This is a genomic window from Dactylosporangium fulvum (assembly GCF_025137375.1).
GTDB lineage: Bacteria > Actinomycetota > Actinomycetes > Mycobacteriales > Micromonosporaceae > Dactylosporangium > Dactylosporangium fulvum.
The window spans coordinates 1,150,127-1,176,685 of sequence record NZ_CP073720.1 but is presented as its reverse complement, the minus strand read 5'-3'; the positions used below and the strand labels follow the sequence as shown (position 1 = coordinate 1,176,685).

The window sequence follows — 26,559 nt, the reverse complement described above, 5'->3', positions numbered from 1 at the left end:
GGCGTCGATGTAGCTGCCAAGTAACTTGGAGTGATGTCGCCGGTCGCCGTGTCCACAGAGACAGGGCGACCGGCGAAGGCCAGGGCACTGTGGCGCATGCGGGTCTACCTTCGGCCCTACTACGCGTTGACCGCCTGGTCGATGGTTGCCGCCATCGCCTCCACGGCTGCCAGCCTCGCCATCCCGATCCTCATCCAGCGGGTGGTCGACGGGCCGGTGCGGCGGGGCGACACCCGTGGACTGTTCCTGCTGGGCACCCTGGCGGTCGCGCTCGGGCTGTTCGAGGGGCTGCTGAGCTTCATCCGGCGGTGGGCACAGTCGGCGTCGTCGGTCGGCATGGAGGCGAAGCTCCGCCAGGACCTCTACGCGCACCTGCAGCGCCTGCCGATCGAGTTCCACGACCGGTGGCAGTCCGGGCAACTGCTCTCGCGGGCAACCGCCGACCTGTCCACGATCCGGCGGTTCCTGTCGTTCGGACTGTTCTTCTTCGTGCTCAACCTCGGCACGTACGTCGCCGTCTCGATCCTGCTGATCCACCTCTACTGGCCGCTCGGCGTGTTCGTCACGCTCAGCGCGGTCCCGCTGTTCCTCATCAGCCGGCGATTCACCAGCCGATACTTCGCCGCCTCCCGCGAGCTGCAGGACGAGCTCGGCGACCTGACCACCCGGATCGAGGAGTCGGCGCAGGGCATCCGGGTGATCCGCTCGTTCGGCCGGCACGAGCACATGAGCGAGCGGTTCGCCGAGGGCGCCCGCCGGGTCCACGACCTCGGCGTCGGCAAGTCCCGGATGATCGCCCGGACGCTGTCGCAGTTCGACCTCGTTCCCAACGTGACGCTCGCGGTCGTGCTGGTGGTCGGTGCGGTGCAGGTCGCGCGCGGGGAGCTGTCGATCGGCGCGCTGGTCGCGTTCGTCGCGCTCCAGGTCATGCTGGTGTGGCCGATCGACCTGCTCGGCTGGATCATCGCCAACGCGCAGGAGGCGATGAGCGCCTCGGTCCGGATCTACGAGGTCCTCGACACGCAACCGTCCATCGTGGACCGTCCCGGCGCCCCCGTGCTGACCACGGTGAAGGGCCGGCTGCGCTTCGAGGGCGTCGAGTTCGGCTACGAGCCCGGGCGGCCCGTCCTGCGCGGTGTCGACCTCGACGTCGCGCCCGGCGAGACCGTCGCCGTCGTCGGGCTCACCGGCAGCGGCAAGACGACGCTGGTCTCGCTGGTCCCACGGCTCTACGACGTCGACGCCGGGCGGATCACCATCGACGGCCACGACATCCGCGACCTGACGCTCGACTCGCTGCGCCGGATCGTCGGCACCGCGTTCGAGGACCCGACGCTGTTCTCGATGAGCGTCCGGGAGAACCTGACACTCGGCCGCGCCGACGCCACCGACGAGGAGATCGCCGAGGCGCTGGAGATCGCACAGGCCCGGTTCGCGTACGACCTGCCATGGGGCCTCGACACCCGCGTCGGCGAGCAGGGGCTGTCGCTCTCCGGCGGCCAGCGGCAGCGCCTGGCGCTCGCCCGCGCCGTCGTCGGCCGGCCCAGGGTGCTGGTCCTCGACGACCCGCTGTCCGCGCTCGACGTGCACACCGAGGCCCTGGTCGAGTCGGCCCTGTCGACCGTGCTCGCCGGGACGACCGCGCTGCTCGTCGTGCACCGGCCGTCGACCGTCGCCCTCGCCGACCGGGTGGCGCTCCTGCAGGACGGGCGGCTCGTCGCCGTGGGCACGCACTCCGAGCTGATGGCGTCCCACGCCGGGTACCGGGACGTGCTGCGTGGCCATTGACGTGCAGCGGTGGCGCGGCACCGCGACCGACGAGCCCGACCCGACCGTGCGCGTCGCCAGCCGGCGGCTGCTCGGGTCGCTGCTCAGGCCGTACCGCGGCCGGATCCTTGTTCTTGTTCTTCTGCTGCTCGCCCAGAACTTCGCGGGGATGGCGGGGCCGTATCTGGTGAAGCTGGGCATCGACCGCGGCATCCCGCCGCTCACCGGCGGCCGGAGCGATCCGACGGTGCTCATCGAGGTCGCGGTGCTGTTCGGTGTCGCCACGGCGGCGGAGTTCCTGACCCGGCGCTGGTTCCTGGCGATGTCCGGACGGGTCGGCAACGCCGTGCTGCTCGACCTGCGCACCCGCGTGTACAACCACGTGCAGCGGCTGTCGATCGGCTTCCACGAACGGTTCACCTCGGGCCGGGTCATCGCGCGGCTCACCAGCGACATCGACAACATCGCGGAGTTGACCGACGGCGCGCTCGACGACCTGGTGCTGGCCGGGCTCTCGGTGCTCTCGGTCGCCGGGATCCTGCTGTGGCTCGACCCGCCGCTGGCGCTGGTGACGCTCGCGTCGTTCCCGTTCCTGGTGTGGCTGTCGCGCTGGTTCCAGCGGGCGAGCGCCCGTGCGTACCGCCGCACGCGGGAGACGATCGCGCTGGTCATCATCCACTTCGTGGAGTCGCTCGGCGGGGTCCGCGCCGTCCAGGCGTTTCGCCGGGAACGGCGCAACGACGAGATCTTCGCCGCGGTGAACGACGACTACCGGCAGGCCAGCCTGACGGCGCAGCGGCTCGTCGCGACCTATTCGCCCGCCATCAAGGTGATCGGCAACGTATCGATCGGCATCGTGCTCACATACGGCGGCTGGCGGGTCCTGCACGGCCACGCCGAGGTGGGGGTGCTCGCCGCGTTCCTGCTCTATCTGCGCCGGTTCTACGAGCCGATGCAGGAGCTGTCACAGTTCTACAACACGTTGCAGTCCGCGACCGCGGCGTTGGAAAAGCTGGCAGCGGTACTCGACGAGCCGCCCGCGGTCCCCGAGCCCACCCGGCCGGTGCCGTTGCCGGAGGCGCGCGGCGCGCTGACCTTCGACCGGGTGTCGTTCGCCTACCGCCCCTCGTCCGTAGTGCTGCCGGGCCTGGACCTGCACGTGCCGGCCGGGCAGACGGTCGCCCTGGTCGGCGCGACCGGCGCCGGGAAGTCCACGATCGCCAAGCTCGTGGCGCGGTTCTACGACCCCACGTCCGGCGCGGTCCTGCTCGACGGCGTCGACCTGCGGTCGCTGGCCGAGGACGACCTGCGCCGGGCCGTGGTGATGGTGACGCAGGAGAACTACCTGTTCTCCGGCACCGTGGCGGCGAACATCGGCTTCGGCCGTCCGGGCGCGTCGCGGACCGAGATCGAGGCCGCGGCCATGGCGATCGGCGCGGACGCCTTCATCCGCGCGCTGCCCGACGGCTACGACACCGACGTGCGGAAACGCGGCGGCCGCCTGTCGGCCGGGCAGCGGCAACTCGTCGCGTTCGCCCGGGCGTTCCTGGCCGACCCGGCGGTGCTGATCCTCGACGAGGCGACCTCGTCGCTGGACATCCCGTCGGAGCGGCTGGTGCAGGAGGCCCTGCGCACGATCCTGGCGTCACGCACGGCACTGGTGATCGCGCACCGGCTGTCCACGGTGGAGATCGCCGACCGGGTGCTCGTCCTCGCCGACGGCCGGATCGTGGAGGACGGGCCGCCGTCGTCACTCATCCGGGGTGGCGGGCATTACGCCGAACTGCACACACAATGGCGTGATTCACTCCTTTGATTGTCAGGTAATTGACACTTTTGAGTTCATCCACGGATGAATGGCGGGGTTCACGCGGTCGATCTATCGTGGACTGGCTGGTTCGTGGGAAGATTCTCGTCACGCTACGGATCTGGGCTTGTCGCCCGCAGTGATGGCAACATCGCGTAGAAGAGGACCGATGACTGGCGGACGATGGAGTAGCCAGACCCGATTCACCGTCGTGTTCGTGGGGATCACCCTGGTCGGCCTGGGTGTGCTCACGACCGTGCAGTTCCGCAGCACCGCTGGTGCCGCCGCCCTGGTCGCGGCCGGTGTCCTGGTCGGACTCGCGGGACTGTCCGGCGGTGCCATCGTGGTGCGCTCCGGCGACCGCGAGGAGCGACTCGCGTCCGCGGGCAAGGCCCAGCAAGAGGGCGACGCCGAGGGCGCATACGACCGGTTCGTCCAGCTGATCCGCGGCCACGCGCCGCAGGCCATCGCCTATCACGAGGGCGCCAACGCCGCGCTCTACGAGGCGGCCGGGCGCGAGGGGCAGAAGCTCCAGCCGGTGTTCGGCTACTTCCTCGGCCCGATCGCGATGTCCGAGCTGCACATCATCGTCGACATCCGGGCCGGCACCGGCTTCTCCATCGCGCGCATGCAGGCCACCTACCAGGCGCTGCTGGTCGGGCCCACCGCACCGTTCCAGGCCGCCCTGGTCATCGTCAACGCGGCACCCGACGAGTCGATCCTGTCCTCGGTGCGGCAGCTCGGCACGCTGCTCGACCGGCCGGTCGCGGCCGTCGCCTGGCGGCTCGGCGACCCCTCCGACCGCATCTCCGACGCGATCGTCTCGCTCAAGCGGGAGCTGCGCCGGCGGGCGCTCGAGTCGCCGATCGAGGTGCCCGACGTCGTCTCCTTCGTCGAGGAGCCCGACGAGCTGTTCGAGCCGTTCGAGCCGTTCGAGCCCCAGCCGGTGCGCATCCCGACCCGGCCCGTCCAGCACCCGTCGCCGATCCCCACACAGCAGCCGGGCCACCTCGACGACTACGGTGTGCCCACGTATGCGACCAGCTCCACCGTCTACGGTCAGCCGGTCGACGAGCCGGAGCCGGAGCCCGACCCGATCGACTGGCCGGCGCCCGAGCCGCGGCACCGCCCCTCCCCCGCGCCCCGCGTCTACGACGACTCCGCGACCTGGCAACACGCCACGGAACTGCACTGGCGCGGCCAGCTGCAGGAGGCCGAGGAGGCGTACCGCGAGATCGTCGACGCCCGCGCACACGCCCTCGGCTGGGACCACCCCGACACGCTGACCGCCCGCGACCAGCACGCCACCGTGCTGCGCGACCTCGACCGGCTGGCCGAGGCGCTCGTCGAGTGCGACGAGGTGCTGACCGCCCGCATGCGCATCCTCGGCGAGGACCACCCCGACACGCTGACCAGCCGCAGTCACCTGGCGACGATCTACCACCAGCTCGGCGACCTGACCCGGTCCGAGGCCGAGCACCAGCGCGTCCTCGAGTCGCGCACCCGCGTCCTGGGCGCCAACCACCAGGAGACGCTGATCAGCCGGAGCAACCTCGCCAAGGTCTACCAGGACATGGGCGAGCTGGACCGGGCCATCGACGAGCACGGCACGGTCATGCGGGCCCGCGCGCGGCTCCTGGGCCCCGAGCACCGGGACACGCTGATGAGCCGCAGCCTGCTGGCCTCGGCCCTGCACCACGCCGGCCGGCTCGGCGAGGCCGAGGGCGAGCACCGGGCCGTCCTCGGCAGCCGGCTGCGGCTGCTCGGGCCGGTCCACCTCGACACCGCCGTGTCCCGGCACCGGCTCGCCAGCGTGCTCCACGACCTGGGCCGGCTGGACGAGGCGGTCACCGAGTATCGCGCGGCGCAGTCGGTCTATGCCCAGCTGCTCGGCGCCAACAGCCCCTTCGCCCGGGCGGCTGCCTCCGACCTGTCCCTCGCCGAGCGTGCCCTACGGGGGACGCAGGGCACGCACCGCTACTGATCCCGGCTAGAAGTCCCCGCCGAAGTCGCCGAAGTCTCCTGCGTCGCCGAAGCCCGCGTCGCCGTAGTCGCCACCGTCGCCGCCGAAGTCCCCGCCGCCGTCGTTGCCCTGATCGAAGCCCTGGTCATAGCCCTGGTCGAAGCCGGCGTTGAACCCGGCGTCGTAGCCGGTGTCGCCCCACGCCGGGCTGAACAGGGCGTCGAAGACGAGCAGCGAGCCGACACCCCAGGCACCTGCCACCAGTGCGGTCTTCCACCACGGCTCGGAATACCAGCCGGCGGGGACGCCACGGCCGGCGACCCGGCCGCCCGGGTAGTAGTAGGGCGTCGAGTTGCCGGGCGTCGGGCTGGCCCGGAACGTGTGGCCCTGCACGTCGACCTCGCGCTCCCTGGTGATCTGCCCGGCCCGCGAACCGGCCAGCGGCGGCAGGTCCGGGCCCGGGTCGATGCCCATGGCCACGCGGGCGGCCCGGACGTAGGCGAGGCCTTCCAGTGCGGTCTCGCGGGCCAGCTCGTACTGCTTAGCGGAGGTGGCCCGCTCGAGCTGCGAGCCGGCCGCGTTGTAACGCTCCCCGGCGTCGACCAGTGCCTGCTTGACCGCCGGCGCGTCACCGGAGAGATTCATCACCTGCCCGCCGAGGCGCTCATACCAGCGCAGTGCGTCCTCGCGAGCGTCGGCGAGCTGCTGTGCCGCCTGCTTCTTGCGCCCGTTGCCGACCACGACCACCAGCCCGACGGCGATGATGACGATGACGGCGACAACGATCCAGGTACCCATGCTTCGACGGTACCGTTTCTGTCATACCCCTACGGCATGCTGATGGGCGTGGAACTCCTCCTCGTCCTCGTCGGTCTTGTTGTCGGTGCCGCCCTCGGCTGGTTCGCCGCCCGGTCGCGCTCCACGGTCGAGCTGGCCAAGCTGGAGGCCACCCTGCAGGCGACGCGGGACGGCGAGGCGAGACTGGAGAGCTCGCTGCGCGCGCTGACGTTCGAGGCCCGGGCACAGACGCAGGACGCGGTCGCCGACGCCGTCGCGCCGCTGCACGAGACACTCCAGCGCTACGAGCGACGGGTCGCCGAGCTCGAGCGGGACCGGGTCGGTGCCTACGAGTCGTTGCGGGAGCAGGTCCGCGCCATGCACCAGGTCTCCGGCGAGCTGCGCACCGAGACCAGACAGCTGGTCAGCGCGCTGCGCACGCCCCAGGTCCGCGGCCGGTGGGGTGAGCACCAGCTGCGGCGGATCGTCGAGGCCGCGGGCATGCTGGAGCACTGTGACTTCGAGGAGCAGGTGACCGCCACGACCGACGGCGGCACGCAGCGGCCCGACCTCGTGGTGCGGCTGCACGGCGGGCGTCAGGTGGTCGTGGACGCGAAGGCGCCGCTGGAGGGCTACCTGTCGGCGATGGAGGCCCGTGACGAGGCGGCGCGCAACACCGCGCTGACGCAGCACGCCAAGCACCTGCGGGCGCACGTCGACGCGCTGGCCGGCAAGGCCTACTGGGCGGCGTTCGAGCCGGCGCCGGAGTTCGTCGTGCTGTTCGTGCCGGCGGACACCTTCCTCGACGCCGCCCTGCAGCGTGACCCGGCGCTGTTGGAGCACGCGTTCGCCCGCAACGTGGTCCTCGCGACCCCGGCGACGCTGGTGGCCCTGCTGCGTACGATCGCCTACGGCTGGCGGCAGGAGTCGCTGGCGCACAACGCCCTGGCCGTCCACCGCACGGGCCGCGAGCTCTACGCGCGACTGTCCACAATGGGCGACCACCTGGCAAAGGTCGGCACGGCGCTGAGCGGCGCCGTGACCTCCTACAATCGGGCGGTCGGCTCGCTGGAGTCGCGGGTGCTGGTGAGCGCCCGCAAGCTGGCCGAGCTCGGCATCAGCCCCGACGACCTCCCGACCCCGTCCCAGGTCGAGGTCGCCCCGCGCAACCTCCAGTCCCCGGAGCTGGTCGACAGCGAATACGAGGCCCTCCTGCTGGCCGCCCTGCGCGACGACCCTCCCCAGTAGCGCCGCCCTGTTCGCCTCCTCTTCGCATCCACCCCCTGCCTCCGCTCCCCCGTTCGCCGCCGCTGCGGCCATGGCTCCTACTGGCGTGCTGACGCGCCGTCCAGGACCCGGCGCGCCCTGACCACTCGACTCCCGCACCCGCCACCGCCGCAGCCCTCGCCACCACCGCAGCGCCCGCCACCGCCGCAGCGCCGGCCGCCGCGTGCGAGCCGCCGCGTGCGAGCCGCTCGGAACAGCCGGAAGGACGCCACCGGGCCTGGGACCACCAGGATCACGGCGACCTGGTCGCGCCGGCCGCTGGAGCGTGGCCGCCGGGCATCGCCGCAACGTATCGGGCGGGGCCCACACCGCCCAGTCGCGTCTCCCTCACACCGCCGTAGGCCCCATCCAGCCACCTCTCCCCGCACCGCCGTGCCTCCCCCTACATCGCCCACAGGCACGTATCTCCCCTACATCGCCACAGGCAGAGGCCAGCTGCGTCTCCCTTGCACCGCTGCGGGCCTGGTAAGCCGCGTCGCCCCCGCACCGCCACGGGCCTGGCGAGCCGTACCCCCTCCCACCGCCACGGGCCTGGCCAGCCCCGTCTCCCCGCACCACCACGGGCCTGGCGAGCCGTATCTCCCCCGCACCACCGCGAGCCTGGCCAGCCGCTTCTTCCTTTGCACCGCCGTGCCTCTTCTGCACCACTGCGGGCGGCGTCAGCCACACTCTCTTGCACCGCCTGCGGGCACCGAGGGCCCGTGTTCGGTGCCGACGCGATCTCCGGACGCCACTTGCGGAACATCCATTTTTCGGCGCGCGGCCGGGCTCGAGCGCGATGACCTTGGTCGTTTTCCGTGGCCTGGACCACGCAAATCCGCCAAGGTCAACCCACCAGGTCGACCGAGCCGCGCAAGTAGCGTCGGCGGGGGCTGACACGACCCAGCATCCAGCCGCAGATTGTTCTTCAGCTCGCAGGTATCGCAAGCCCACGGGCACCGGATAGCCCTGCAAGCCCAACCCGCCGCTGGGAACGCCCACCACCGCAAACGCCATCGAAAAGCCCACTGCGAAGCTCACCACACCACCATGGACATCGCCTTCGCGCCCGATTTATCGGATATATCAGCGAATCTGCGGCGATCGACCCAGGTCGAATGAGCTGATCGTGGAGTTTTTTGGTTGCCATGGGCACCAAAGAACTCCACGATCAGCTTTGACTTGGTCGGGAAGTAGGCCAAATGTCCGGTTCTGGCTCGCAAGCCGGTGTCGGGGGACGTACACGACTGTGTCGCACACATGATCGCAACTCGGCGCGCCACGCCCTAGCGTCCCCGGCATGTTCGGACTCGGCCGGAAACCCGGCGCCAACGCGATCACCGCACGCGGGGAGATCGCCCACGTCGAATTCGGCCTGCAGAACGTCGACTCGCATGGCAACACGCGCGCGTCGCGGTACACGGTGCACGTGAACGTCTTCCCCGACGACGCCGCGCCGTTCGTCGCGTCGATCAACGTCCAGCTGCGCGGCACTGCTGGGCCGATGATCGGCGAGGAGACCTGGGTGCGGTACCAGCCCGGCAAGCCGGACCGAATCGACTTCGACCGCGACCAGATCAAGCTTCGAGCGTACGACCGTGTCCGGGCCAACCCTGGACTGAAGGTCGTCGTCGACACGCTGTACAGCCACGGTGATCCGCCGATCAGCGTGATCGCCACCGCGCGCTAGCCGCACCGACTCTCATGCCACCAGATCGTCCGGCACGCCCTGCTTGACGATGCCGTCGCCGCCGGGATTAACGCGGGAGGAGCCACAACTCGCCCAACGGGGCCGGACAAGCATGGTCACCCACGCCAGGCCGGCACGGGCACGCCGGGCAGTGCTGCGCGGCATGCCAGTTCGAGGGTGTTGGCGTCATCGAGTCGTACCGAACCGGGCCGAACCGACACGAATCGGCGTCCACGGTCAGCATGTCACCGGCCGAAAGACGGCCGGCCGAAAGGCGTCGAGCGGCGAGCAGGCGGACAAACCGTCCGACAGCGGCAAGGCAGCGTGCCGCCACCGGGCGATCACGATGACGGCGACGCCCTCCGCGCTCAGCTCAACGTCTTGGCGACCTCTGCGGCACGGGCTGCGGCGCCGGCCTTCATGTCTCGCTTGAGCTCCTGCGGCAGCGAGAAGACCAGCTTCTCCTGCGCGGTGGTGATCTCGGCGACGTCGGTGAAGTCGCGCTCAGCCAGGAAGTCGAGCACCTCCATCACCAGTTCGTCCGGCACCGAGGCACCCGACGTGACGCCGATCGTGGTCGCTCCGGCCAGCCACTCTTCCTGGATCTCGGTGGCGAAGTCGATCAGGTAGCCGGCCCTGGCCCCCGCATCGACGGCGACCTCGCGCAGGCGCTGCGAGTTGGAGGAGTTCTGCGAGCCGACGACGAGCACGACATCACACTGGGGCGCCATGACCTTGACGGCGTCCTGCCGGTTGGAGGTCGCGTAGCAGATGTCGTCGCTCGGCGGCGACATCAGCAGCGGCAGCTTCTTCTTCAGCCGGGCCACGGTCTCAAGGGTCTCGTCCACCGACAGCGTGGTCTGCGACAGCCAGACCACCTTGGACGGGTCACGGACGGCGACCTTGTCGACGCTGTCCGGCCCGTCAACGAGCTGGATGTGCGCCGGGGCCTCACCGGTCGTGCCGATGACCTCTTCGTGCCCCTCGTGCCCGATGAGCAGGATGTCGTAGTCGTCGGCAGCGAACCGGCGGGCCTCCTGGTGGACCTTGGTGACCAGCGGGCAGGTCGCGTCGATCGCCTTGAGCGAGCGGGCCTTGGCCTGCTCGTGCACCTCAGGCGCTACGCCATGGGCGGAGAACACTACCGTGGCGCCCTCCGGCACCTGCTCGTTCTCCTCGACGAAGATCGCGCCCTTGGCCTGCAGCGTGCTGACCACGTGCTTGTTGTGCACGATCTCCTTGCGGACGTAGATCGGCGCGCCGTAGAGCTTCAACGCTTCCTCGACCGTCTGGACCGCACGGTCCACACCAGCACAGTAGCCACGGGGCTTCGCGAGCAGGACGCGCTTCGAACCAGTCACCCCGCCATGGTACGTGTCCCCACCGACAACCCGCCTCGCCGCAGGAAGGGCAGCGTGCCCGCGAGCACCGCCAGCACCGCGCACATACCGACCACAGCGAAGAGTGTCGTCCAGGGCATGACGAGGGTCACCTCAGCGCCGATCTCGTCCTGCAGCCCCGCTCGAGCCTCGAACAGCGCCGGCACCGCGACCGCCAGCCCCAGCAACGTGCCAGTCAGCACCGCAAGCAGCGCCTCGACCACCACGACGCGGACCGCCTGGCCGGCCGTCGCCCCGGTGCGGTGCAGTGTGACGAATTCCTGCCGCCGCCCGTACGTCGCCATGAGCAGCGTGCTGGCCACCGCCAGCCCCGTGTAGCCCACCGAGATCCCCAGCAGCACCGCCAAGAACAGGTTGATCAGGTCGCCCTCCTCGCCGGCCTCCCGTTCGACGTACTCCCGCGCGGTCACCTGCTCGGCGCCGGGTGTCGCCGTGAACGACCCCGCGAGGTACACGACCTCGGTCAATGCCGTCGGGTCGTGCGCCCGGAGCAGTGCCCTTGGCAGCACCACCGTGTCGATCAGCGCGTCGTCCCGCACGGCCGAAACGGTCATCGTCTGCACGGTGCCGTCCTCGAACCGCAAAGGCACGGCCTGTCCGGCGTTCCACCCGAGCGACGGCGCCGCGAAGAGCCCGTCGGCCGTCGGGGAACCGGCGGCGCGGATCGGCTTGCCTGACGTGAGGAACACCGTGCTCACCAACTCCGACCGGCCCTGCTGCGCCACCACCGCCGCCTCGGACAGGCCCGGCGCCGATGCCGGCACGACGACCGCCGTCTCCGGGATCTTCGCGGTGTCCTCAATGCCTACCGCCTCGAGAGCGGTCTGAGATGTGCCGACCAGCAGCACCGCAAATCCGACCGCCGCCAGCACCGGCGCTGCGGTCGACGCCACCCGCCGTGCCGCGACCAGGGTGCCCTCGCGGACCAGCATGCCGGTCGCGCCCCGGCGCGCCGGCCAGGTGACCAGCCGGACCAACGGCACCACGACAACGGGCGCCAAGAGGGCCGCCGCCACCAGCAGCACCATCGCCGAACCGAGCACGACCGTCGGCTTCTGCTCCGCGGTCGACCCCGGCACCAGCACCGCAAGCCCGCCACCGACGACCACGGCAAGCAGCCCGAACACCCACCGCGACAGCGTCATCGGCCGCTTCTCGACGGCGGCTTCGCGCAATGCGTCGAGCGCTGGCACCTGGCTCGCCCGCCGCGCCGACAGCCACACCCCGAGCGCCGCCACGACAAGCCCCGTCAGCAGCGACACGACGACCGCCCACCAGGAGAACCCGACCTGGAACCCGGTCGGCTCCAGCCCGACAGCCACGAGCGGCCCCTCCAGCAGCGGAGCCAGCAGCGCCCCGAACACGGAACCGAGCACACCGGCACCGAGTGCGACCAGCACCACCTCGGCGAGCAGCAGTCTGCGCACCTGGCCGGGTGTCGCACCGATCGTCCGCAGCAGCCCGATCTCGCGGCGGCGCTGCGACGCACTGAATGCACACGTCGAGGCCACCACGAACACCGCAACGAACCCGCCGACCAGCACGGTCGCGATGATGAGCTGCGCGCCGATCCACCGCGTCCGTGAGTCCCGCTCGGGCTCCACCGCGGACCGAGCGGCACCGGTCAACGGCGTGCCGAGCGCACCGAGATCGAGCCGGTCGGCGACCTCCGTGGGCGACGTGCCGGGTGCGAGTCGCAGACCGATGACACGAACACCGCCGGCCAGCGAGCGGGCCGTCGCATCGTCGACGTAGAAGCCGGGACCGTCGATCGTCCCGGTCACCATCCATGTCGCCGGGCCGGCGGCCGTCACCACCGGAAGGGTCGCGCCGACCGGCAGGCCGAGCGCCGCGTCCACCACGACACCGTCGGATCTTTCCGGCGGCCTTCCACTCTTCAACTGATGCGGCCCCAGGCCCGCCGACGCCCATCCGCGTCCACTGTGGACCGCATCACCGGCGTCACCGACCGGCTTTCCGTCGACCAGTCGCTGCACATAGAAGCTGCGGTCCGGCACCGCCGAGTCCACGCCCGGGATCCGGCCCAGCCGCTCGACCAACTGGTCCAGCTCGTCCGGCGACCAAGGCCGGTACGACGGGATACCGCCCTCCGGCGGGTCGTATCGCGGCGAGGCGACCAGCACCTCCGCGGCCGAGAGCGCGGCCGGCACCCGGGGCTGCGCGGAGGCCCACAGCGCCAGGCTGCCCGAGATGACGGCCACCCCGAGGAGGAGCGCGACGAAGGTGCCGATGAAGCTTGCCCACCGGTACCGCACCATGGCTTTTGCAAGGCTCATCAAACGTCCCTCGTCTCCAGGTGGGCCATCCGGGCCGCGATCTGCTCGGCGCCGCGCGGCTCCCGCAACTCGTCGACGATCACGCCGTCGGCTAGAAACAGCACCCGGTCTGCGTGTGCGGCCGCGAGGGGATCGTGGGTGACCATGACAACCGTTTGTGCGTGCCTGTCGACGGCGGAACGGAGCAGCCGCAGCACCTCGCGCGACGCTGTGTTGTCCAGCGCCCCGGTGGGCTCGTCGGCGAAGAGCACCGCTGGGCGGGTCACGAGTGCACGGGCGATCGCCACCCGCTGCTGCTGTCCGCCGGACAGCTCGCTCGGCCGGTGCCCTGCCCGGTCGGCCAGCCCGACCTCTTGCAGCATCGCGCGGACCTGCCCACGCTGGGCGCGTCGCCCGGCGAGGCGGAGCGGAAGCTCGACATTCTGCTCGGCAGTGAGCGCACCGACCAGGTTGAAGGCCTGGAAGACGAAGCCGACCCGCTCGCGGCGCAGGCGGGTGAGCGCTTTCTCGGACAGTGGCGTCAACTCGACGCCGTCGATGAGCACCCGTCCTGCGGTGACCCGGTCCAGGCCTGCGGCGCAGTGCAGCAGTGTGGACTTGCCGGAGCCGGACGGGCCCATCACAGCGGTAAAGCTCGCCGGGGCGAACCCGACGGATACCTGGTCGAGGGCTGTCACGGCCTGCTCCCCCGCGCCGTAGCGCCGGGTCGCCGACCACAACTCGACCGCATGGTGGATCTGCAGCGTCGTCGTCACACGTCGAGCAAACCGGCTCCGGCGGCCGGGCACAGTCACGCAGGGTCGACACTTTGAGGTATACCCAGCTCTACTGTGCGTGGGCCTCGCCGCCGGTACCGTCGCCCCTGTGCCGGTCCGATCAGTTCTCGAAGCAGTCCACATGCCACCGACGAAGTTCCTCTCTTCGCGGTGGCCGTGGCGCTCTTTCGTGTACCTCAGCACGGGCGGGGTTCTCGGGCTGGCCACCATCGCGGTGCTGGTCGCCGTCATCGTGCTGGGTGCGCTGTTCAGCGTGGTTCTGGTGGGGCTCGCGAGCATCGTGGCCGTGGCGCTGTCCGGCATCCCTGTCGCGCGGATCGAACGATGGCGGCTCGGCCTGGTCGACGAGAACGGGGTGACCGACCCGCACCGGACGCCGGACAAGCCTGGGGTCCGACCGTGGGTCTACTTCCGTTTGAAAGAAGGGGTGACGTGGCGCGAGCTCGGCTACACCATGCTCATGATCTCGATCCTGTGCTGGGTCGACATGATCGTGATCGCGGGGGTCACCACAGTGGTGACATCGCTGATGTTCGGCCCGGCCTACATCGACCAGGTTCCACTCTGGCTGACGTCGCTCCTGTCGATGGCCGGTCTCGTCCTGGCCGTCGCGTCGGCGTATCCGCTGGCGGGGTGGGCGGGGGTGCGAGCGGCAATGGCCAGAGCGATCCTGGCTCCCCGCATGGACGACAACGACCCCCGGCTGGTCGAGCTGACTCAGTCGCGGGCCCGACTGGTGGACGCGTTCGAGATCGAGCGCCGGCGCATCGAGCGCGACCTGCACGACGGGGCCCAGCAACGGCTCCTGGCGCTCAGCATGGAACTCGGCATAGCGCGCATGGAACTACCCGACGAGTCACCCGCCGCCGAGTCGGTCGAGCGTGCGCACCGGCTGACCAAGGAGGCACTCACGGATCTGCGGGAACTGATCCGCGGGGTACATCCCAAGATCCTCACCGATCGGGGACTCGACGCGGCGCTGCGCGAGGTGGCGGATCGGGCTACCGTGCCGGTCGACCTGGACCTGGCCATCCCGCACCGGCTGCCGCAGTCCGTCGAGGTCGCGGCGTACTTCGCCGTTGTCGAGGCGCTGACCAACGTCACGAAGCACAGCGGGGCCAGAAGGGCCAGAGTGGCGGCGTCGGTCAGGTTCGACCGGCTCAGCGTGCAGATCCGCGACGACGGGCAGGGAGGCGCCGACCCTGCGCGGGGCACCGGTCTGACCGGGCTCGCCGACCGGGTCGCCGCGCTGGAGGGCAAGGTGTCGTTCGCGAGCCCCATCGGCGGTCCTACGGTGGTGCACGTGGAGATTCCGTGCAGGTCGTGATAGCCGAGGACGGGGTGCTCATCCGCGAGGGCATCAAGGGACTGCTGCAACGATTCGGGCACGAGGTCGTCGCCGCTGTTGGTGACGCCCCGGCGCTGATCGACGAGGTGCGTGCCCACCAGCCGGACCTCGTCGTGACGGATGTCCGCATGCCACCGGGGTTCAGCGACGAGGGCCTCCAAGCGGCGATCAAGCTCCGGGCCGCCGATCCGAAGCTGGCGGTTTTGGTGCTGAGTCAGTACGTCGAGCAGACCTACGCCGCCGAACTGCTGGAGTCCGGGCGGCGCGGAGGCGTCGGATACCTGTTGAAGGACCGTATCGGTGACATCGCCGAGTTCGTCGACGCGGTCGATCGGGTCGGCGCCGGGCACACGGTGGTCGACCCGGAGGTCGTGGCGCAACTGCTCGGACGTCGCCGCGATCCGCTGTCCCGCCTGACCCCTCGGGAGCGGGAGGTGCTCGCGCTGATGGCCGAGGGGCGGTCCAACACTGCGATCGCGCGCACGATGTCGGTGAGCGATGCGGCGGTCGCCAAGCACATCGGCAGTGTGTTCGCCAAGCTCGAGTTGCCGGCGGACGACGACGACCAGCACCGGCGGGTGCGCGCCGTGTTGGCGTATCTGCGGGGCTGAGAAAAATGTCAGTCAGGGTGCGTAGGGTGTCGCTATGACCACGCCACAACAGCCAGCATCCACGAGCGACGCGCCGTGGCCGGTGCGTGTGGTCAGCCAGAAGATCGGCGCCTGGATCGGCAAACTCGGCTGGATCTGGGTGGACGGGCAGGTGGCACAGATCACCCGCCGCCCCGGCACCAACACCGTTTTCCTGACGCTGCGCGATCCGTCGGCCGACCTCAGCCTGACCGTGACCACCAATCGTGACGTGGTCGATCTCGGAGCGCCGGGGCTGGCCGACGGCGCGCGGATCGTCGTGCACGCACGGCCGGAGTTCTATGCGGCACGGGGTTCGCTCAGCCTGCGCGCCGACGAGATCCGGCAAGTCGGACTGGGTGAGCTGCTCGCCCGCCTCGAGCAGGTGAAGAAGCTGCTGGCAGCCGAGGGGCTGTTCGACCGGGCGCGCAAGCGGCGGCTGCCGTTCCTGCCCGGCCGGGTGGGGCTGATCACCGGGCGGGCCAGCGCGGCGGAGCGCGACGTGCTGACCAACGCCCGCCGCCGGTGGCCCACCGTCGAGTTCCGGGTGATCAACGTGGCCGTGCAGGGGCCGTCGGCCGTCCCGCAGATCGTCGACGCGCTCGCGGTGCTCGACCGTGACGAGACGATCGATGTGATCGTGCTGGCGCGCGGCGGCGGCTCGACCGAGGATCTCCTGCCGTTCTCCGACGAGGCGCTGTGCCGGGCGGTGTTCGCCTGCCGCACCCCTGTCGTGTCGGCCGTCGGGCACGAGACCGACATCCCGCTCGTCGACTTCGTGGCCGACGTGCGGGCATCCACGCCGACCGACGCCGCCAAGCGCATCGTGCCCGACCTGAACGACGAGCTGCGCCTCATCGGCCAGGCCAAGCAGCGGCTCGACCGCGCCCTTCGTGGGCTGCTCGACCGCGAGCAGCACCGGTTGGACGCGCTGCGGTCGCGGCCGTCGATCGCCCGACCCCTCACCATGGTCGACACCCGGGCGGCGGAGGTGGTCGCCCTCCGCGACCGGGCCACACGCAACCTCAGCCACCGCCTCGACCGGGCCGGCACCGAGCTGGCCCACACCCTCGCCCGGCTTCGCACGCTGTCGCCGTCGGCGACCCTCCAGCGCGGTTACGCCATCGTCCAGCGCGAGGACGGCACCGTCGTGCGATCGCCGGCCGACGTGTCGGTCAAGGACCAGCTCCGCATCCGCCTCGCCGAGGGCGAGCTCGCCGCCACCGTCGACGGGTGAAAGGACGATCTCTTTTGTCGCAGCGCATCCAGGAGTACATGCTCGCGAGCGCGAGCCATGGGCGCGAAGTGGTCCGGGCGGGACCGTTCACGGTGACGATCACCGGTCACGACCCCAACGTCTACCTCAACTACGCCATCCCTGACCCGGGCGCCATGCCCGGCCCCGACGATGTCGCAGCGCTGGTCGAGGCGTTCACCAGCAGGTCGCGGACGCCGCGGCTGGAGTACCTGCCCGGCCATGCCCCGGCCGTCGAGCCGGCGCTGCTCGCGGCCGGCTTCGTGGTCAGCGACCGGTTGCCGCTCATGGAGTGCCCGCCCGGGGCCGAGGTCGACCAGCCGGTCCCCGAGGGCATCGAGCTCGTCACCCCCGCCTCCGACGAGGAACTGATCGGCATGCTGTCGGCGCAGCACGAGGCGTTCGGCGAGCCGCTGCCGTCCGCCGAGCACCTCGCCGCGGCGCGGAGCAGGTCCGCCGCCGGGCAGATCGCGCTGTTCGCCCGTGACGCGACGTCCGGCGAGCCGGCCGGCGGCGGGGTGGCGGTCGCCGTCCGCGACGGGATCAGCGAGGTGGCCGGCATCGGAGTGCGGCAGAAGTACGAGCGGCGCGGCATCGGCGGGGCACTGACCCTCCAGTTGACGCGCACCGCGCATGCGGCTGGGGCGTCGTTGGTCTACCTGACCCCGGCTGGCGACGCGCAGGAGCGTGTGTACGCGCGGGTCGGCTATCGGCGCACCGATTCGGTGCTGTTCCTGACGAAGGAGTAGGCGTAGTGAGCGAACCGCAAGCGGAGCGGCCCGAGCTGTCGTATGAGCAGGCCCGCGCGGAGCTGGCCACCGTGGTCGAGAAGCTCGAGTCGGGCGGGACAACGCTCGAGGAGTCGCTGGCGCTGTGGGAGCGGGGCGAGGAGCTGGCTGTGATCTGCCAGCGTTGGCTCGACACCGCGCGGGCCCGCCTCACGCCGTCGTAGGCGTCGTTGGCGTCCGCGCCGACAACCGCAGCGGCCTTCGGTGCGGAAGTCCGCCGCGGCCTTCGCCAGCCCGGGCGGGCCGGGCGCGGCGGGTGAGCTGAGCGCGGTCAGGCGAGCGCGGTCAGGCGAGCGCGGTCAGGCGAGCGCGGTCAGGCGAGCGCGGTCAGGCGAGCGCGGTCAGGCGAGCGCGGTCAGGCGAGCGCGGTCAGGCGAGCGCGGTCAGGCGAGCGCGGTCAGGCGAGCGCGGTCAGGCGAGCGCGGTCAGGCGAGCGCGGTCAGGCGAGCGCGGTCAGGCGAGCGCGGTCAGGCGAGCGCGGTCAGGCGAGCGCGGTCAGGCGAGCGCGGTCAGGCGAGCGCGGTCAGGCGAGCGCGGTCAGGCGAGCGCGGTCAGGCGAGCGCGGTCAGGCGAGCGCGGTCAGGCGAAGCAGGCCGGGTGCGGGTGAGGGTCAGCGGAGGGACTCGGCCAGGCGTTGGAGTTGGGCGTCTGTGGCGTGGCCCACGACGATGATCGTGCGGTGGTCCGTTACCTGGACCAGTGCGTGCTCGCCCGGGCGGCCCTCGGAGTAGCGCTGCCAGGACAGGTTGTTGACGGTGATCGTCTCGCCCGGCTTGGCGGAGGGGCCGATGACGTCGGTGACCAGGACCGACGTGGGCTTGGTGCTCTCCACCACCTGCATGGCGCCGTCGTCGGGGGCGGTCACGCCGAGCCGGAGGACGCCGTCGGTGAACGTTGCCGAGGCGATCCGCCAGCCTGACGGCAGGCCCTCCGGCTTGAGCGCGGTGAACTGGTCGGCGCGCTGCACCGAGCCGTACACCTCTGTCGTGTCGACCGCGGGGGGCTCCTCGTTGCCCAGGAAGCGATAGAACACCACGAGAAGGAAGACCGGCACCAGCAGGACGATCATGGACAGGGCCATGTCCCGCGGGCGGCGGCCTCCGCGCTGGGACTGAGTCGGCGTGGTAGGCGAGGGTGCAGCGGTTTCCACCCTCCCATCCTGACCGATCGCCCCCGCTCCGCCACAACCACCCACCCGGAACGGGCCGCCGCGGCAAGCACGGGAGGAAGCCCGGGCAAGCGGAGGGCAGGCGCTGGGAGCCGCGCACACCGGGCCGGACACAGGCGACAGGCGCTCGACGAAGGGCAGACCAGGCAGCAGACCAGGCAGCAGACCAGGCAGCAGACCAGGCAGCAGACCAGGCGGGCAAAGATGGAAGACGGAAGAGAAGGACGGGAGGGAACTGACAAAGGACAAAGAGGAAGGTGGGAAAACCAAGCCGGGCAAAAGGGCCCAGAGCAAGCGACGAGCCGGCAAGAAAGGCGCTGGGCAAAGGGCGGACGGGCGGCCAGGAAGCGCTTGCAGGGAGCGGTAAAGCCGCCTGCAACCAGGCGCCGGTACGAGAGATGCCACACAGCTGCGGGCCGAACGAGCGTTCACCGGGGTGTCCCTGGAACGATTACGGGCATCCAACACGCCCACGCAACGATGCGCGAGGAGTGCAACATGAGCCGTGAGATGGACCGGAACCTGGCCCTCGACCTGGTACGGGTCACCGAAGCGGCGGCGATGGCCGCCGGGCGGTGGGTCGGCCGCGGGGACAAGAACGGCGGCGACGGCGCGGCCGTCGACGCGATGCGCCTCCTGATCAACTCGGTGCCGATGCAGGGCGTCGTGGTGATCGGCGAAGGCGAGAAGGACAACGCTCCCATGCTGTACAACGGGGAGCGTGTCGGTGACGGCACCGGGCCGGAGGTCGACGTCGCGGTCGACCCGGTGGACGGCACCACACTGATGAGCAAAGGTATGCCCAACGCCCTGGCGGTGCTGGCGGTGGCCGAACGCGGCGCCATGTTCGACCCCAGCGCCGTCTTCTACATGGAGAAGCTGGCCGTCGGGCCGGAGTGCGCCGACGTCATCGACATCGAGGCCGGCGTCGAAGAGAATCTTAAACGCATCGCCCAGGTCAAGCGGTCGAGCGTATCCGAGCTGACCGTCTGCATCCTCGACCGGCCGCGCCACCAGGACCTGGTGCGGAAGGTGCGCCAGACCGGGGCGCGGATCCGGTTCATCTCCGACGGCGACATCGCCGGGGCGATCAGCGCCGCGCGGGAGGGCAGCGAGACCGACGTGCTGATGGGCATCGGCGGCACGCCCGAGGGCATCGTCGCCGCCGTCGCGCTGAAATGCATGGGCGGGGCGATCCAGGCCAAGCTGTGGCCCCGCGACGACGCCGAGCGGGAGAAGGCGATCGCCGCCGGACACGACCTCGATCGCGTGCTGCACACCGACGACCTCGTCAAGGGTGACAACATGTTCTTCTGCGCGACCGGGGTGACCAGCGGCGACCTGCTGAAGGGCGTGCGCTACCGCTCGGGTGGCGCCCACACCCAGTCGATCGTCATGCGGTCCCGCTCGGGGACGATCCGGTGGATCGATTCCTTCCACCGGCTGGAGAAGCTGCGGGCCTACTCACTGGTGGACTTCGACGGCAACTTCACTGAGCCGTAGGACAGCTCGGATCGCCTCGTCGACCGGCGTCGCGGTGAGCCCGAACACCGCCGACACCCGCGAGGAGTCCAGCACGAACGGGCGATCGTGCTGGTATCGCACCTCCAGGAACTCCTTCGTGAACTTGTCGAACAGCGCTGCGGCGCGCACGGCCGCCCGTGGGTACGTGCGCAGCCGCGGTGCCGGCATCCCGCCGATCTCCGCCACCCGGGTGAGCAGCTCCCGGCCGGTCATCGGCGGCGGTGACGGCACGTGCCACGCGGAGCCCCAGGCGCGCCGGTCGCCGGCCAGAGCGATCATCGTGCGCGCGACATCACCGGTGTACGTGTAGGTGTGCGGCACGTCCACCGATGCCGGCAGCCACGCCGTCTTCCCGGCCCGTAGCGCCGGTAGCGCCATCTCGATGACCGTGTACCGCGGGCCGATGTAGTCCGACGCCCGCACCTCGAACGTCCGGACGGGCGCCGCCAGCGCCTCCTCCCACATCCGTGCCCGTACACGACCCTTCACCGTCCGCGCGGCAAGCGGCATGTCCTCGGTCATCGGCCGGTCCACCGGCCCGTAGCCGTACAGGTTCCCGGTGATCGCCAGCACCGCGTCGTTTTCGATGGCGGCCGCGAGCAGCGCCGACGCGATCGGCGGCCAGTCCGTCGGCCAGGCGTGGTACGGCGGGTTCACGCAGTTGTAGATCACTTCCGCCCCGGCGGCGGCCCGGCGGAACGCGGCCGTGTCCGAGGCGTCCGCCGCCACGCGGGTGATCAGCGGATGCTTCGGCCCTCCGCCGCTCCGCGTGACGATTCGCACCGCAACGCCCGATTCGGCGAGCGACGACGCGATGGCGGTACCGATCGATCCGGATCCGACGACAACGTGCATGGCGACCCCCTGAGACCAACGATCACTTTAGAGAGCACCGCTCTCGAATAAGAGCATATAGCGAGAGCAGTGCTCACACAACAGAGCATGCGAACATGGACGACATGAAGGCGACCTCCATCCGGGCCCGCGTCCGCGCGGAGATGACCGACGAGATCAAGACGATCGCCCGGCGGCACCTCGCCACCGACGGCGCCAACCTGTCGTTGCGGGCCGTCGCCCGCGACCTCGGCATGGTGTCGTCGGCGATCTACCGGTACTTCCCCAGCCGCGACGACCTGCTGACCGCGCTGATCCTCGACGCGTACAACTCCCTCGGTGAGTCCGTTGAGAAAGCCGAGGCAGCGGTACCTCGGGAAGCGTCCACCGAGCGCTGGCTGGCCGTCTGCCACGCGGTCCGCGACTGGGCGCTCGAGCGGCCCCACGAATACGCGCTCATCTACGGCAGCCCCGTGCCCGGCTACAAGGCTCCGGAGGACACCGTCGCGGCGGCGACCCGTGCGGTGATCGTCATCGGGCGGGTCCTGCACGACGCCGCCGTCGCCGGCGCCCTGGCGAGCACCGACGACCCGCTCCCGGTGCCGGAGGTGGCCGAGGACGTCCGCCGGATCGGCGCGGCCATCGCCGCGGACGTGCCGGAGGCCGTGCTCATACGGGCACTGTCCGCCTGGGTGACGCTGTTCGGCCAGGTGAGCTTCGAGATCTTCGGTCAGCTGCGCAACTCCATCGAGGCCCGCGACGCATTCTTCGCGCACCAGATGCTCGCCCAGGCCCGATACGTAGGGCTGTCCTGATGAGCGGCGAGATCATGCGCGACGCCCGCCGGGAAGGCCTCAGCGGGCAACGCGTTCTGATGCGCAGGACGTTCCAGACCTAGACGATCGGGATGCCGAAGCCGACCGTGGTGCCGGCGCCCTCGGTGGACTCCAGTGCCATCCAGCCGCCGTGGGCCTCCACGATGGCCTTGCTGATCGCCAGGCCCAGGCCGCTGCCCTTGATGGCCCGCTTCTGCGCGTCGGCGGTGCGGAAGAAGCGGGTGAACAGCATGCTCTGCTCGTGCTCCGGGATGCCGACGCCGGTGTCGCGGACCCACACGACGATCTCGCCGTCCCGCTCGCGGCCGGTGACGGTGATCGTGCCGCCCGGGTCGGAGAACTTCACCGCGTTGTCGAAGAGGTTCAGCACGACCCGCTCGAGCTGGTCGCCGTCACCCTGGACGACGGGGATGTGCTCGTCGACGTCGAGGATCACGACCAGACCGGCCGTCTCGACCGCCGGGCGGATCGCCTCACCGGCCGCCTCGACCAGCTGCCGGATCCGCACCGGGCCGACCGTCAGCGTCAGCGTCCCCGACTCGATGCGGGAGAACGTCAGCAGGTCCTCGATGAGGTCGAGGAGGCGGCGGCCGTTGCGGTCGATGATGCCGACGATCCTGCGCTCGGTGGCGCCGAGGGTGGTGCTGTCGGTGTCGGCGAGGATCTCGGTGTAGCCGCGGATGCTGGTCAGCGGGGTGCGCAGCTCGTGCGAGACGGTCGCCACGAACTCGCTCTTGAGCCGGTCGAGTTCCTGGAGCTCACTGTTGGTCCGCGCGAGCTTCTCCGCCTGGCGCTGCAGCACGTCCTCGGTGCGGCGGCGGTCGGTGACGTCGGCGACATGGTGCACCACTGACGTGGCGCCGCCGATGAGCGCGGCGGAGTACTGCCCCCACAGCTGCGATCCGTCGGGCCGGCAGAGCCGCAACTCCTTGCTGACCTTGTCGGCCTCCCCGGCGACCAGGCGCTTCATCCGATCGGCGACGTGCGGGCGGTCCTCCTCACAGATCGCGTCCAGCAGCAGGCCCTCGACCTGGAGGCCGGTCATCCGGGACAGCTCCTGGTTGACCTGCAGCACCCGGCCGGCCAGATCGGTGACGGCCATGCCGACGGGAGCGTGGTCGAACGCGGCGCGGAACGTCTCCTCGGCCCGGCGCCGGTCGTGGGTCAGCCGCCGCTGGGACAGCGCGTGTCCGACCGCCGAGCCGAGCCGGCTCAGCCGATCCTTGAGCAGATAGTCCACGGCGCCGTGGCGCAGGGCGTCGACGCATGCCTCCTCGCTCATCGCGCCGCTCACCACGATGACCGGGACGTCGTACTCCCCTTCGCGGACCAGCTGCAGCGCCTCCAGGGCGTTGAACTGCGGCAGGGAGTAGTCGGCGAGGATCACCTCGGGCGGGCCGTCGACCGACGTCAACGCGGCCAGGAACCCGGCCCGCGAGTCCACGCGCTCCCACGCCGGCGCGAAGCCGGCGCGCCGCAGCTCGAAGACGAGCACCTCGGCGTCGTCGGCGTTGTCCTCGAGCAGCAGGATCCTCATGAGTGCGTCTCGGTGAGGTTGAGACTCAGCCAGTACACACCGATGTTGTTGACGGCAGCCATGAACTGCTCCATGTCGACGGGTTTGACGATGTAGCTGTTGGCGCCCAGCTCATAGCAGGCGTGCAGGTCCCGGTCGAGTGCCGACGACGTGAGCATCACAACGGGGATGTGCCGGGTGCGCTCGTCGGCCTTCACCCGCCGCAGCACATCGATGCCGTCGACCAGCGGCAGCTTGATGTCCAGCAGCACCACCTGCGGCGGCTCCCGATCCGGGCTCAGCAGGTAGTCCAGCGCCTCCGCGCCGTCCCGGGCGACGTCGATCGAGCTGCTGAAGTCGCCGCGCGCGAACGCGAGCCGGGCGAGTTCCAGGTCGTCGGGGTCGTCCTCGACGAGCAGGACACGGTTCACGGCGACACCACCTCGAGCGCGGGCATGTCGGCGGGCAGGGTGAAGTAGAAGGTCGCGCCGTCGCCCGGGGTGGCGTCGGCCCAGATCTGCCCGCCGTGGCGCTGGACGATGCGGTGCGCCAGGGCGAGCCCGATGCCGGTGCCTTCGTAGTCCTCGGCGCGGTGCAGCCGCTGGAACACCTTGAAGAGCTTGTCGGCGTACCGCATGTCGAAGCCGGTGCCGTTGTCCCTGACGAAATACGTCGCGTCGCCACCGGCCGTGACCTTGTGCCCGACCTCGATCCGCGCGGACGACACGTCCCGGGTGTACTTCACGGCGTTGCCGAGCAGGTTGGCCACCACGTGCCGGATCAGGCGCGGGTCGCCGAGCGCGTCCGGCAGCTCGCCGACGGTCAGGACGATGTCCCGGTCGCCGCGCTCGATCGTGAGCTCGTCCCAGACATCGGCGACCAGGTCGTCGAGCCGCACCCGCTGGTTCGTGAGCTCCTGCCGCTGGAGCCGCGAGAAGGCGAGCAGCCCGTCGATCAGCTCGCCCATCCGCTGCGCGCCGGCACGGATTCGGCCGAGGTACCGCCGGCCCTGCTCGTCGAGCGCGTCACCGTGCTCCAGCGCGAGCATCTTGGCGAACCCGTCGATCGCCCGCAGCGGTGCCCGCAGGTCGTGCGACACGCTGTACGAGAACGACTCCAGGTCGGCGGTGCGTTCCTCGACCCGCTGCTCCAGATCCGCGTTGAGCCGCTCGATGACCAGGTCGGCCGCCTTGCGGTTGGACACGTCCTGGCTCACGTTGACGAACCCGCGGACCGAGCCGTCAGTGTTTCGCACCGCGGTGATCAGGCCGTATGTCCAGAAGACGCTGCGATCCTTGCGCACCCGCGGCCCGTCGATCTCGACCCGCCCCCGCTCCGCGGCCTCGGCCAGCAGCCGCCGCGGCAGTCCCTCGGCGGCGTCCTCGGCGGTGAAGAAGCGGTCGTACGGCCCGTCGATGACCTCTTCGCTGCGGTACCCCATGAGCCGTTCGGCGTTCGCCGACCAGGTCACCACGGCGCCGTGCGGATCAAGTAGGTAGATGGCGTAGTCCCGCGCGCCGTCGAGCAGCACCTGCAGCAGTTCCTCCGACGCCCGCAGCTGCTCGGCCGCCGCGTTGCTGTCGGTCACGTCGCGCAGCACGGCCACCGCGCCGGCCGGTTCGCCGTCCTGCACCAGGGAGCGCAGCCGCACGTCGATGCGCCGGCCCCGGATCACGCACTCGACCTGCGACTCACGGCCGGCGTTGAGGAGGTTTCGCAGCCGGTGCCGCGTGGCGGCGTCCATCTCGCGGATGTCGAGCAGCTCGGGCCACTCCGACGCGAGGTGTCCGGCGGCCTCGGGCCCGAGGATCGCCCGGGCGGTCGGGTTGAGCCACAGCACCTTGCCGTGCCGGTCGATCACCAGCACGCCGTCGCCGATGGTGTCCATCGCCGCGCCGCGCAGCGTCGCCTGCTGACGGGCGACGGCGCCGGCGACCCGCAGTTCGGCCGTCGCCTCGGCCACCCGCTCCTCGGCCCGTCGCCGCGAGGTGGCGAGCGTGGAGACCAGCAGCGCCGTGACGAGGGTCAGGGCCAGCCCGGCGAGGAACATGCCTTCGTCGAGGTACCCCTCGCCGCCGGCCACCACGTCGAGCTGCCACCGCTGGTCGGCGACCTGCACGGCGACGGACCGCCGGAGATCGTCCCCTCCGGTGGTCCCGTCGATCCGGGCGACCGGGCGGAGCCCGCTGCCGTCGAGCACGCCGAGGGTCATCGCGCGCAGCTCGCCCGACGGCTCAGGCATGGTGCCGGCGAAGAAGGCCGGCAGGTGGACGGTCATCGCGACGAAGCCGCGCAGTGCGCCGTCGGACCGGTCGAGCACCCGCTGGAGCATGACCACCGGCCGCTCCTCGCCGCCCTCGGCGAACGGCTGGGAGACCGCCGGCAGGCCGACCCGTTCCGCCCGCTCCACGGCCCCCGTCACCTGGCTCGACGCGCCGAGGTCGGTTCCCGGCGGGGCCGCGCCGGCCGCGGTGGCGTCGATCGTCCGCCGCAGCACCGGGAAGTAGTGCCGCACGAGCCCTTGCGCTGGGGTCAGCATCAGTCCCGGCACTCCTCGCTCCCGCCAGTCGGCCTGGGCCGCGGCGACGCCGGAGTCGGGCACCGCCGCCACGAAGTCGACGGACGCCGCACCCGGCAGCCACAGCTGTCCGACCGGGGCGGTGGCGACGGTGAACCCGTCGGCGTCGACCTCCGGCAGGGCCTCCAGGGCGCCGGCGGTCAGCCGCAACACGTCGACATACCGCTGGCCGGCCGCCACGACGGCGTCCTGGGCGGCGGCGACACGACGGTCGAGCACCTGCCCGGCGTGGTCCCGCTCGACCCGGTGCATGAGCAGCCCCAGCCCGCCGGAGGCCAGCAGGCCGAGCAGCACCACACCGGTGACCTGGAGACGGACGCCCACCACGCCTACCAGATCG

Annotated in this window: 21 protein-coding genes; 12 read left to right on the top strand and 9 right to left on the bottom strand. The window is 70.9% G+C overall.

The window, feature by feature from the left end; genetic code table 11:
* The first annotated feature begins 33 nt into the window (after window positions 1-33).
* The 3 genes from Dfulv_RS05465 (at window position 34) to Dfulv_RS05455 (ending at window position 5,558) form a co-directional block, all read left to right on the top strand.
* Window positions 34-1,788 carry an ABC transporter ATP-binding protein gene (locus Dfulv_RS05465; protein ID WP_259861518.1) on the top strand — a complete coding sequence of 585 codons (1,755 nt, stop codon included), beginning with the start codon at window positions 34-36 and terminating at the stop codon, window positions 1,786-1,788.
* A complete protein-coding gene (locus tag Dfulv_RS05460; RefSeq protein ID WP_259861517.1) occupies window positions 1,778-3,583 on the top strand; it encodes an ABC transporter ATP-binding protein in 1,806 nt (601 codons plus the stop codon). The genes Dfulv_RS05465 and Dfulv_RS05460 overlap by 11 nt, the downstream gene beginning before the upstream one ends.
* Window positions 3,584-3,791: 208 nt before the next feature.
* Window positions 3,792-5,558, top strand: coding sequence for a tetratricopeptide repeat protein (locus Dfulv_RS05455; RefSeq protein WP_259861516.1), 1,767 nt, complete (start codon window positions 3,792-3,794; stop codon window positions 5,556-5,558).
* A gap of 6 nt (window positions 5,559-5,564) precedes the next feature.
* Here the strand turns inward: Dfulv_RS05455 and Dfulv_RS05450 are convergent, their stop codons facing one another.
* On the bottom strand, window positions 5,565-6,335 hold the full coding sequence (locus tag Dfulv_RS05450) for a hypothetical protein (protein WP_259861515.1): 771 nt from the start codon (window positions 6,333-6,335) through the stop codon (window positions 5,565-5,567).
* Between the two features lie 42 nt (window positions 6,336-6,377).
* On the opposite strand from Dfulv_RS05450, the gene Dfulv_RS05445 reads away from it, so the two are divergent.
* Complete coding sequence (locus tag Dfulv_RS05445; RefSeq protein ID WP_406567935.1) at window positions 6,378-7,562, top strand: DNA recombination protein RmuC; 1,185 nt, start codon at window positions 6,378-6,380, stop codon at window positions 7,560-7,562.
* 1,318 nt (window positions 7,563-8,880) lie between these two features.
* The gene (locus tag Dfulv_RS05440) at window positions 8,881-9,270 is read left to right on the top strand and encodes a hypothetical protein (protein ID WP_259861513.1); all 390 of its coding nucleotides are present in this window, start codon (window positions 8,881-8,883) and stop codon (window positions 9,268-9,270) included.
* 368 nt (window positions 9,271-9,638) lie between these two features.
* Here Dfulv_RS05440 and Dfulv_RS05435 read toward each other — a convergent pair whose 3' ends face one another.
* From Dfulv_RS05435 to Dfulv_RS05425, 3 genes are read right to left on the bottom strand one after another with little or no spacing between them, the layout of a single operon-like run.
* Complete coding sequence (locus tag Dfulv_RS05435) at window positions 9,639-10,631, bottom strand: 4-hydroxy-3-methylbut-2-enyl diphosphate reductase (RefSeq protein WP_259861512.1); 993 nt, start codon at window positions 10,629-10,631, stop codon at window positions 9,639-9,641.
* Window positions 10,628-12,967, bottom strand: a complete 2,340-nt coding sequence (locus tag Dfulv_RS05430; protein WP_259861511.1) for an ABC transporter permease — start codon at window positions 12,965-12,967, stop codon at window positions 10,628-10,630. The genes Dfulv_RS05435 and Dfulv_RS05430 overlap by 4 nt, the downstream gene beginning before the upstream one ends.
* Complete coding sequence (locus tag Dfulv_RS05425; RefSeq protein ID WP_259861510.1) at window positions 12,967-13,722, bottom strand: ABC transporter ATP-binding protein; 756 nt, start codon at window positions 13,720-13,722, stop codon at window positions 12,967-12,969. Before Dfulv_RS05425 ends, Dfulv_RS05430 begins: the two co-directional genes overlap by 1 nt.
* Window positions 13,723-13,864: 142 nt before the next feature.
* On the opposite strand from Dfulv_RS05425, the gene Dfulv_RS05420 reads away from it, so the two are divergent.
* The 5 genes from Dfulv_RS05420 to Dfulv_RS05400 are packed head-to-tail and all read left to right on the top strand — an operon-like array spanning window position 13,865 to window position 17,927.
* Window positions 13,865-15,070, top strand: a complete 1,206-nt coding sequence (locus tag Dfulv_RS05420) for a sensor histidine kinase (RefSeq protein ID WP_259861509.1) — start codon at window positions 13,865-13,867, stop codon at window positions 15,068-15,070.
* Complete coding sequence (locus tag Dfulv_RS05415) at window positions 15,058-15,702, top strand: response regulator (RefSeq protein ID WP_259861508.1); 645 nt, start codon at window positions 15,058-15,060, stop codon at window positions 15,700-15,702. The genes Dfulv_RS05420 and Dfulv_RS05415 overlap by 13 nt, the downstream gene beginning before the upstream one ends.
* A gap of 34 nt (window positions 15,703-15,736) precedes the next feature.
* Window positions 15,737-16,957: an exodeoxyribonuclease VII large subunit gene (xseA, locus tag Dfulv_RS05410; protein ID WP_259861507.1), complete on the top strand. Its 1,221-nt coding sequence runs from the start codon at window positions 15,737-15,739 to the stop codon at window positions 16,955-16,957.
* A gap of 14 nt (window positions 16,958-16,971) precedes the next feature.
* Window positions 16,972-17,724, top strand: coding sequence for a GNAT family N-acetyltransferase (locus Dfulv_RS05405; RefSeq protein WP_259861506.1), 753 nt, complete (start codon window positions 16,972-16,974; stop codon window positions 17,722-17,724).
* 5 nt (window positions 17,725-17,729) lie between these two features.
* On the top strand, window positions 17,730-17,927 hold the full coding sequence (locus tag Dfulv_RS05400) for an exodeoxyribonuclease VII small subunit (RefSeq protein WP_259861505.1): 198 nt from the start codon (window positions 17,730-17,732) through the stop codon (window positions 17,925-17,927).
* Window positions 17,928-18,373: 446 nt separating this feature from the next.
* Here Dfulv_RS05400 and Dfulv_RS05395 read toward each other — a convergent pair whose 3' ends face one another.
* The gene (locus Dfulv_RS05395) at window positions 18,374-18,832 is read right to left on the bottom strand and encodes a DUF4245 domain-containing protein (RefSeq protein WP_259861504.1); all 459 of its coding nucleotides are present in this window, start codon (window positions 18,830-18,832) and stop codon (window positions 18,374-18,376) included.
* A 597-nt stretch (window positions 18,833-19,429) separates the two neighbouring features.
* Here Dfulv_RS05395 and glpX point away from each other — a divergent pair.
* The gene (gene glpX / locus Dfulv_RS05390) at window positions 19,430-20,434 is read left to right on the top strand and encodes a class II fructose-bisphosphatase (protein WP_259861503.1); all 1,005 of its coding nucleotides are present in this window, start codon (window positions 19,430-19,432) and stop codon (window positions 20,432-20,434) included.
* On the opposite strand, the gene Dfulv_RS05385 is transcribed toward glpX, so the two are convergent.
* The gene (locus Dfulv_RS05385; protein WP_259861502.1) at window positions 20,396-21,310 is read right to left on the bottom strand and encodes a Rossmann-fold NAD(P)-binding domain-containing protein; all 915 of its coding nucleotides are present in this window, start codon (window positions 21,308-21,310) and stop codon (window positions 20,396-20,398) included. The genes glpX and Dfulv_RS05385 overlap by 39 nt on opposite strands.
* Before the next feature lie 104 nt (window positions 21,311-21,414).
* Between Dfulv_RS05385 and Dfulv_RS05380 the strand changes: the two genes are divergently transcribed.
* A complete protein-coding gene (locus tag Dfulv_RS05380; RefSeq protein ID WP_259867445.1) occupies window positions 21,415-22,104 on the top strand; it encodes a TetR/AcrR family transcriptional regulator in 690 nt (229 codons plus the stop codon).
* A 79-nt stretch (window positions 22,105-22,183) separates the two neighbouring features.
* Here the strand turns inward: Dfulv_RS05380 and Dfulv_RS05375 are convergent, their stop codons facing one another.
* From Dfulv_RS05375 to Dfulv_RS05365, 3 genes are read right to left on the bottom strand one after another with little or no spacing between them, the layout of a single operon-like run.
* A complete protein-coding gene (locus Dfulv_RS05375) occupies window positions 22,184-23,662 on the bottom strand; it encodes a sensor histidine kinase (RefSeq protein ID WP_259861500.1) in 1,479 nt (492 codons plus the stop codon).
* The gene (locus Dfulv_RS05370) at window positions 23,659-24,072 is read right to left on the bottom strand and encodes a response regulator (protein WP_259861498.1); all 414 of its coding nucleotides are present in this window, start codon (window positions 24,070-24,072) and stop codon (window positions 23,659-23,661) included. The genes Dfulv_RS05375 and Dfulv_RS05370 overlap by 4 nt, the downstream gene beginning before the upstream one ends.
* Complete coding sequence (locus Dfulv_RS05365; protein ID WP_259861497.1) at window positions 24,069-26,543, bottom strand: sensor histidine kinase; 2,475 nt, start codon at window positions 26,541-26,543, stop codon at window positions 24,069-24,071. Before Dfulv_RS05365 ends, Dfulv_RS05370 begins: the two co-directional genes overlap by 4 nt.
* Between the last annotated feature and the right edge of the window lie 16 nt (window positions 26,544-26,559).

Coding starts and splice junctions, on each gene's coding strand:
- Dfulv_RS05385 (WP_259861502.1), bottom strand. CDS start 21,310: ATGCACGTTGTCGTCGGATCCGGATCGATCGGTACCGCCATCGCGTCG.
- Dfulv_RS05445 (WP_406567935.1), top strand. CDS start 6,378: ATGGGCGTGGAACTCCTCCTCGTCCTCGTCGGTCTTGTTGTCGGTGCC.
- Dfulv_RS05395 (WP_259861504.1), bottom strand. CDS start 18,832: ATGATCGTCCTGCTGGTGCCGGTCTTCCTTCTCGTGGTGTTCTATCGC.
- Dfulv_RS05440 (WP_259861513.1), top strand. CDS start 8,881: ATGTTCGGACTCGGCCGGAAACCCGGCGCCAACGCGATCACCGCACGC.
- xseA (WP_259861507.1), top strand. CDS start 15,737: ATGACCACGCCACAACAGCCAGCATCCACGAGCGACGCGCCGTGGCCG.
- Dfulv_RS05450 (WP_259861515.1), bottom strand. CDS start 6,335: ATGGGTACCTGGATCGTTGTCGCCGTCATCGTCATCATCGCCGTCGGG.
- Dfulv_RS05465 (WP_259861518.1), top strand. CDS start 34: ATGTCGCCGGTCGCCGTGTCCACAGAGACAGGGCGACCGGCGAAGGCC.
- Dfulv_RS05380 (WP_259867445.1), top strand. CDS start 21,415: ATGAAGGCGACCTCCATCCGGGCCCGCGTCCGCGCGGAGATGACCGAC.
- Dfulv_RS05375 (WP_259861500.1), bottom strand. CDS start 23,662: ATGAGGATCCTGCTGCTCGAGGACAACGCCGACGACGCCGAGGTGCTC.
- glpX (WP_259861503.1), top strand. CDS start 19,430: ATGAGCCGTGAGATGGACCGGAACCTGGCCCTCGACCTGGTACGGGTC.
- Dfulv_RS05430 (WP_259861511.1), bottom strand. CDS start 12,967: ATGAGCCTTGCAAAAGCCATGGTGCGGTACCGGTGGGCAAGCTTCATC.
- Dfulv_RS05420 (WP_259861509.1), top strand. CDS start 13,865: ATGCCACCGACGAAGTTCCTCTCTTCGCGGTGGCCGTGGCGCTCTTTC.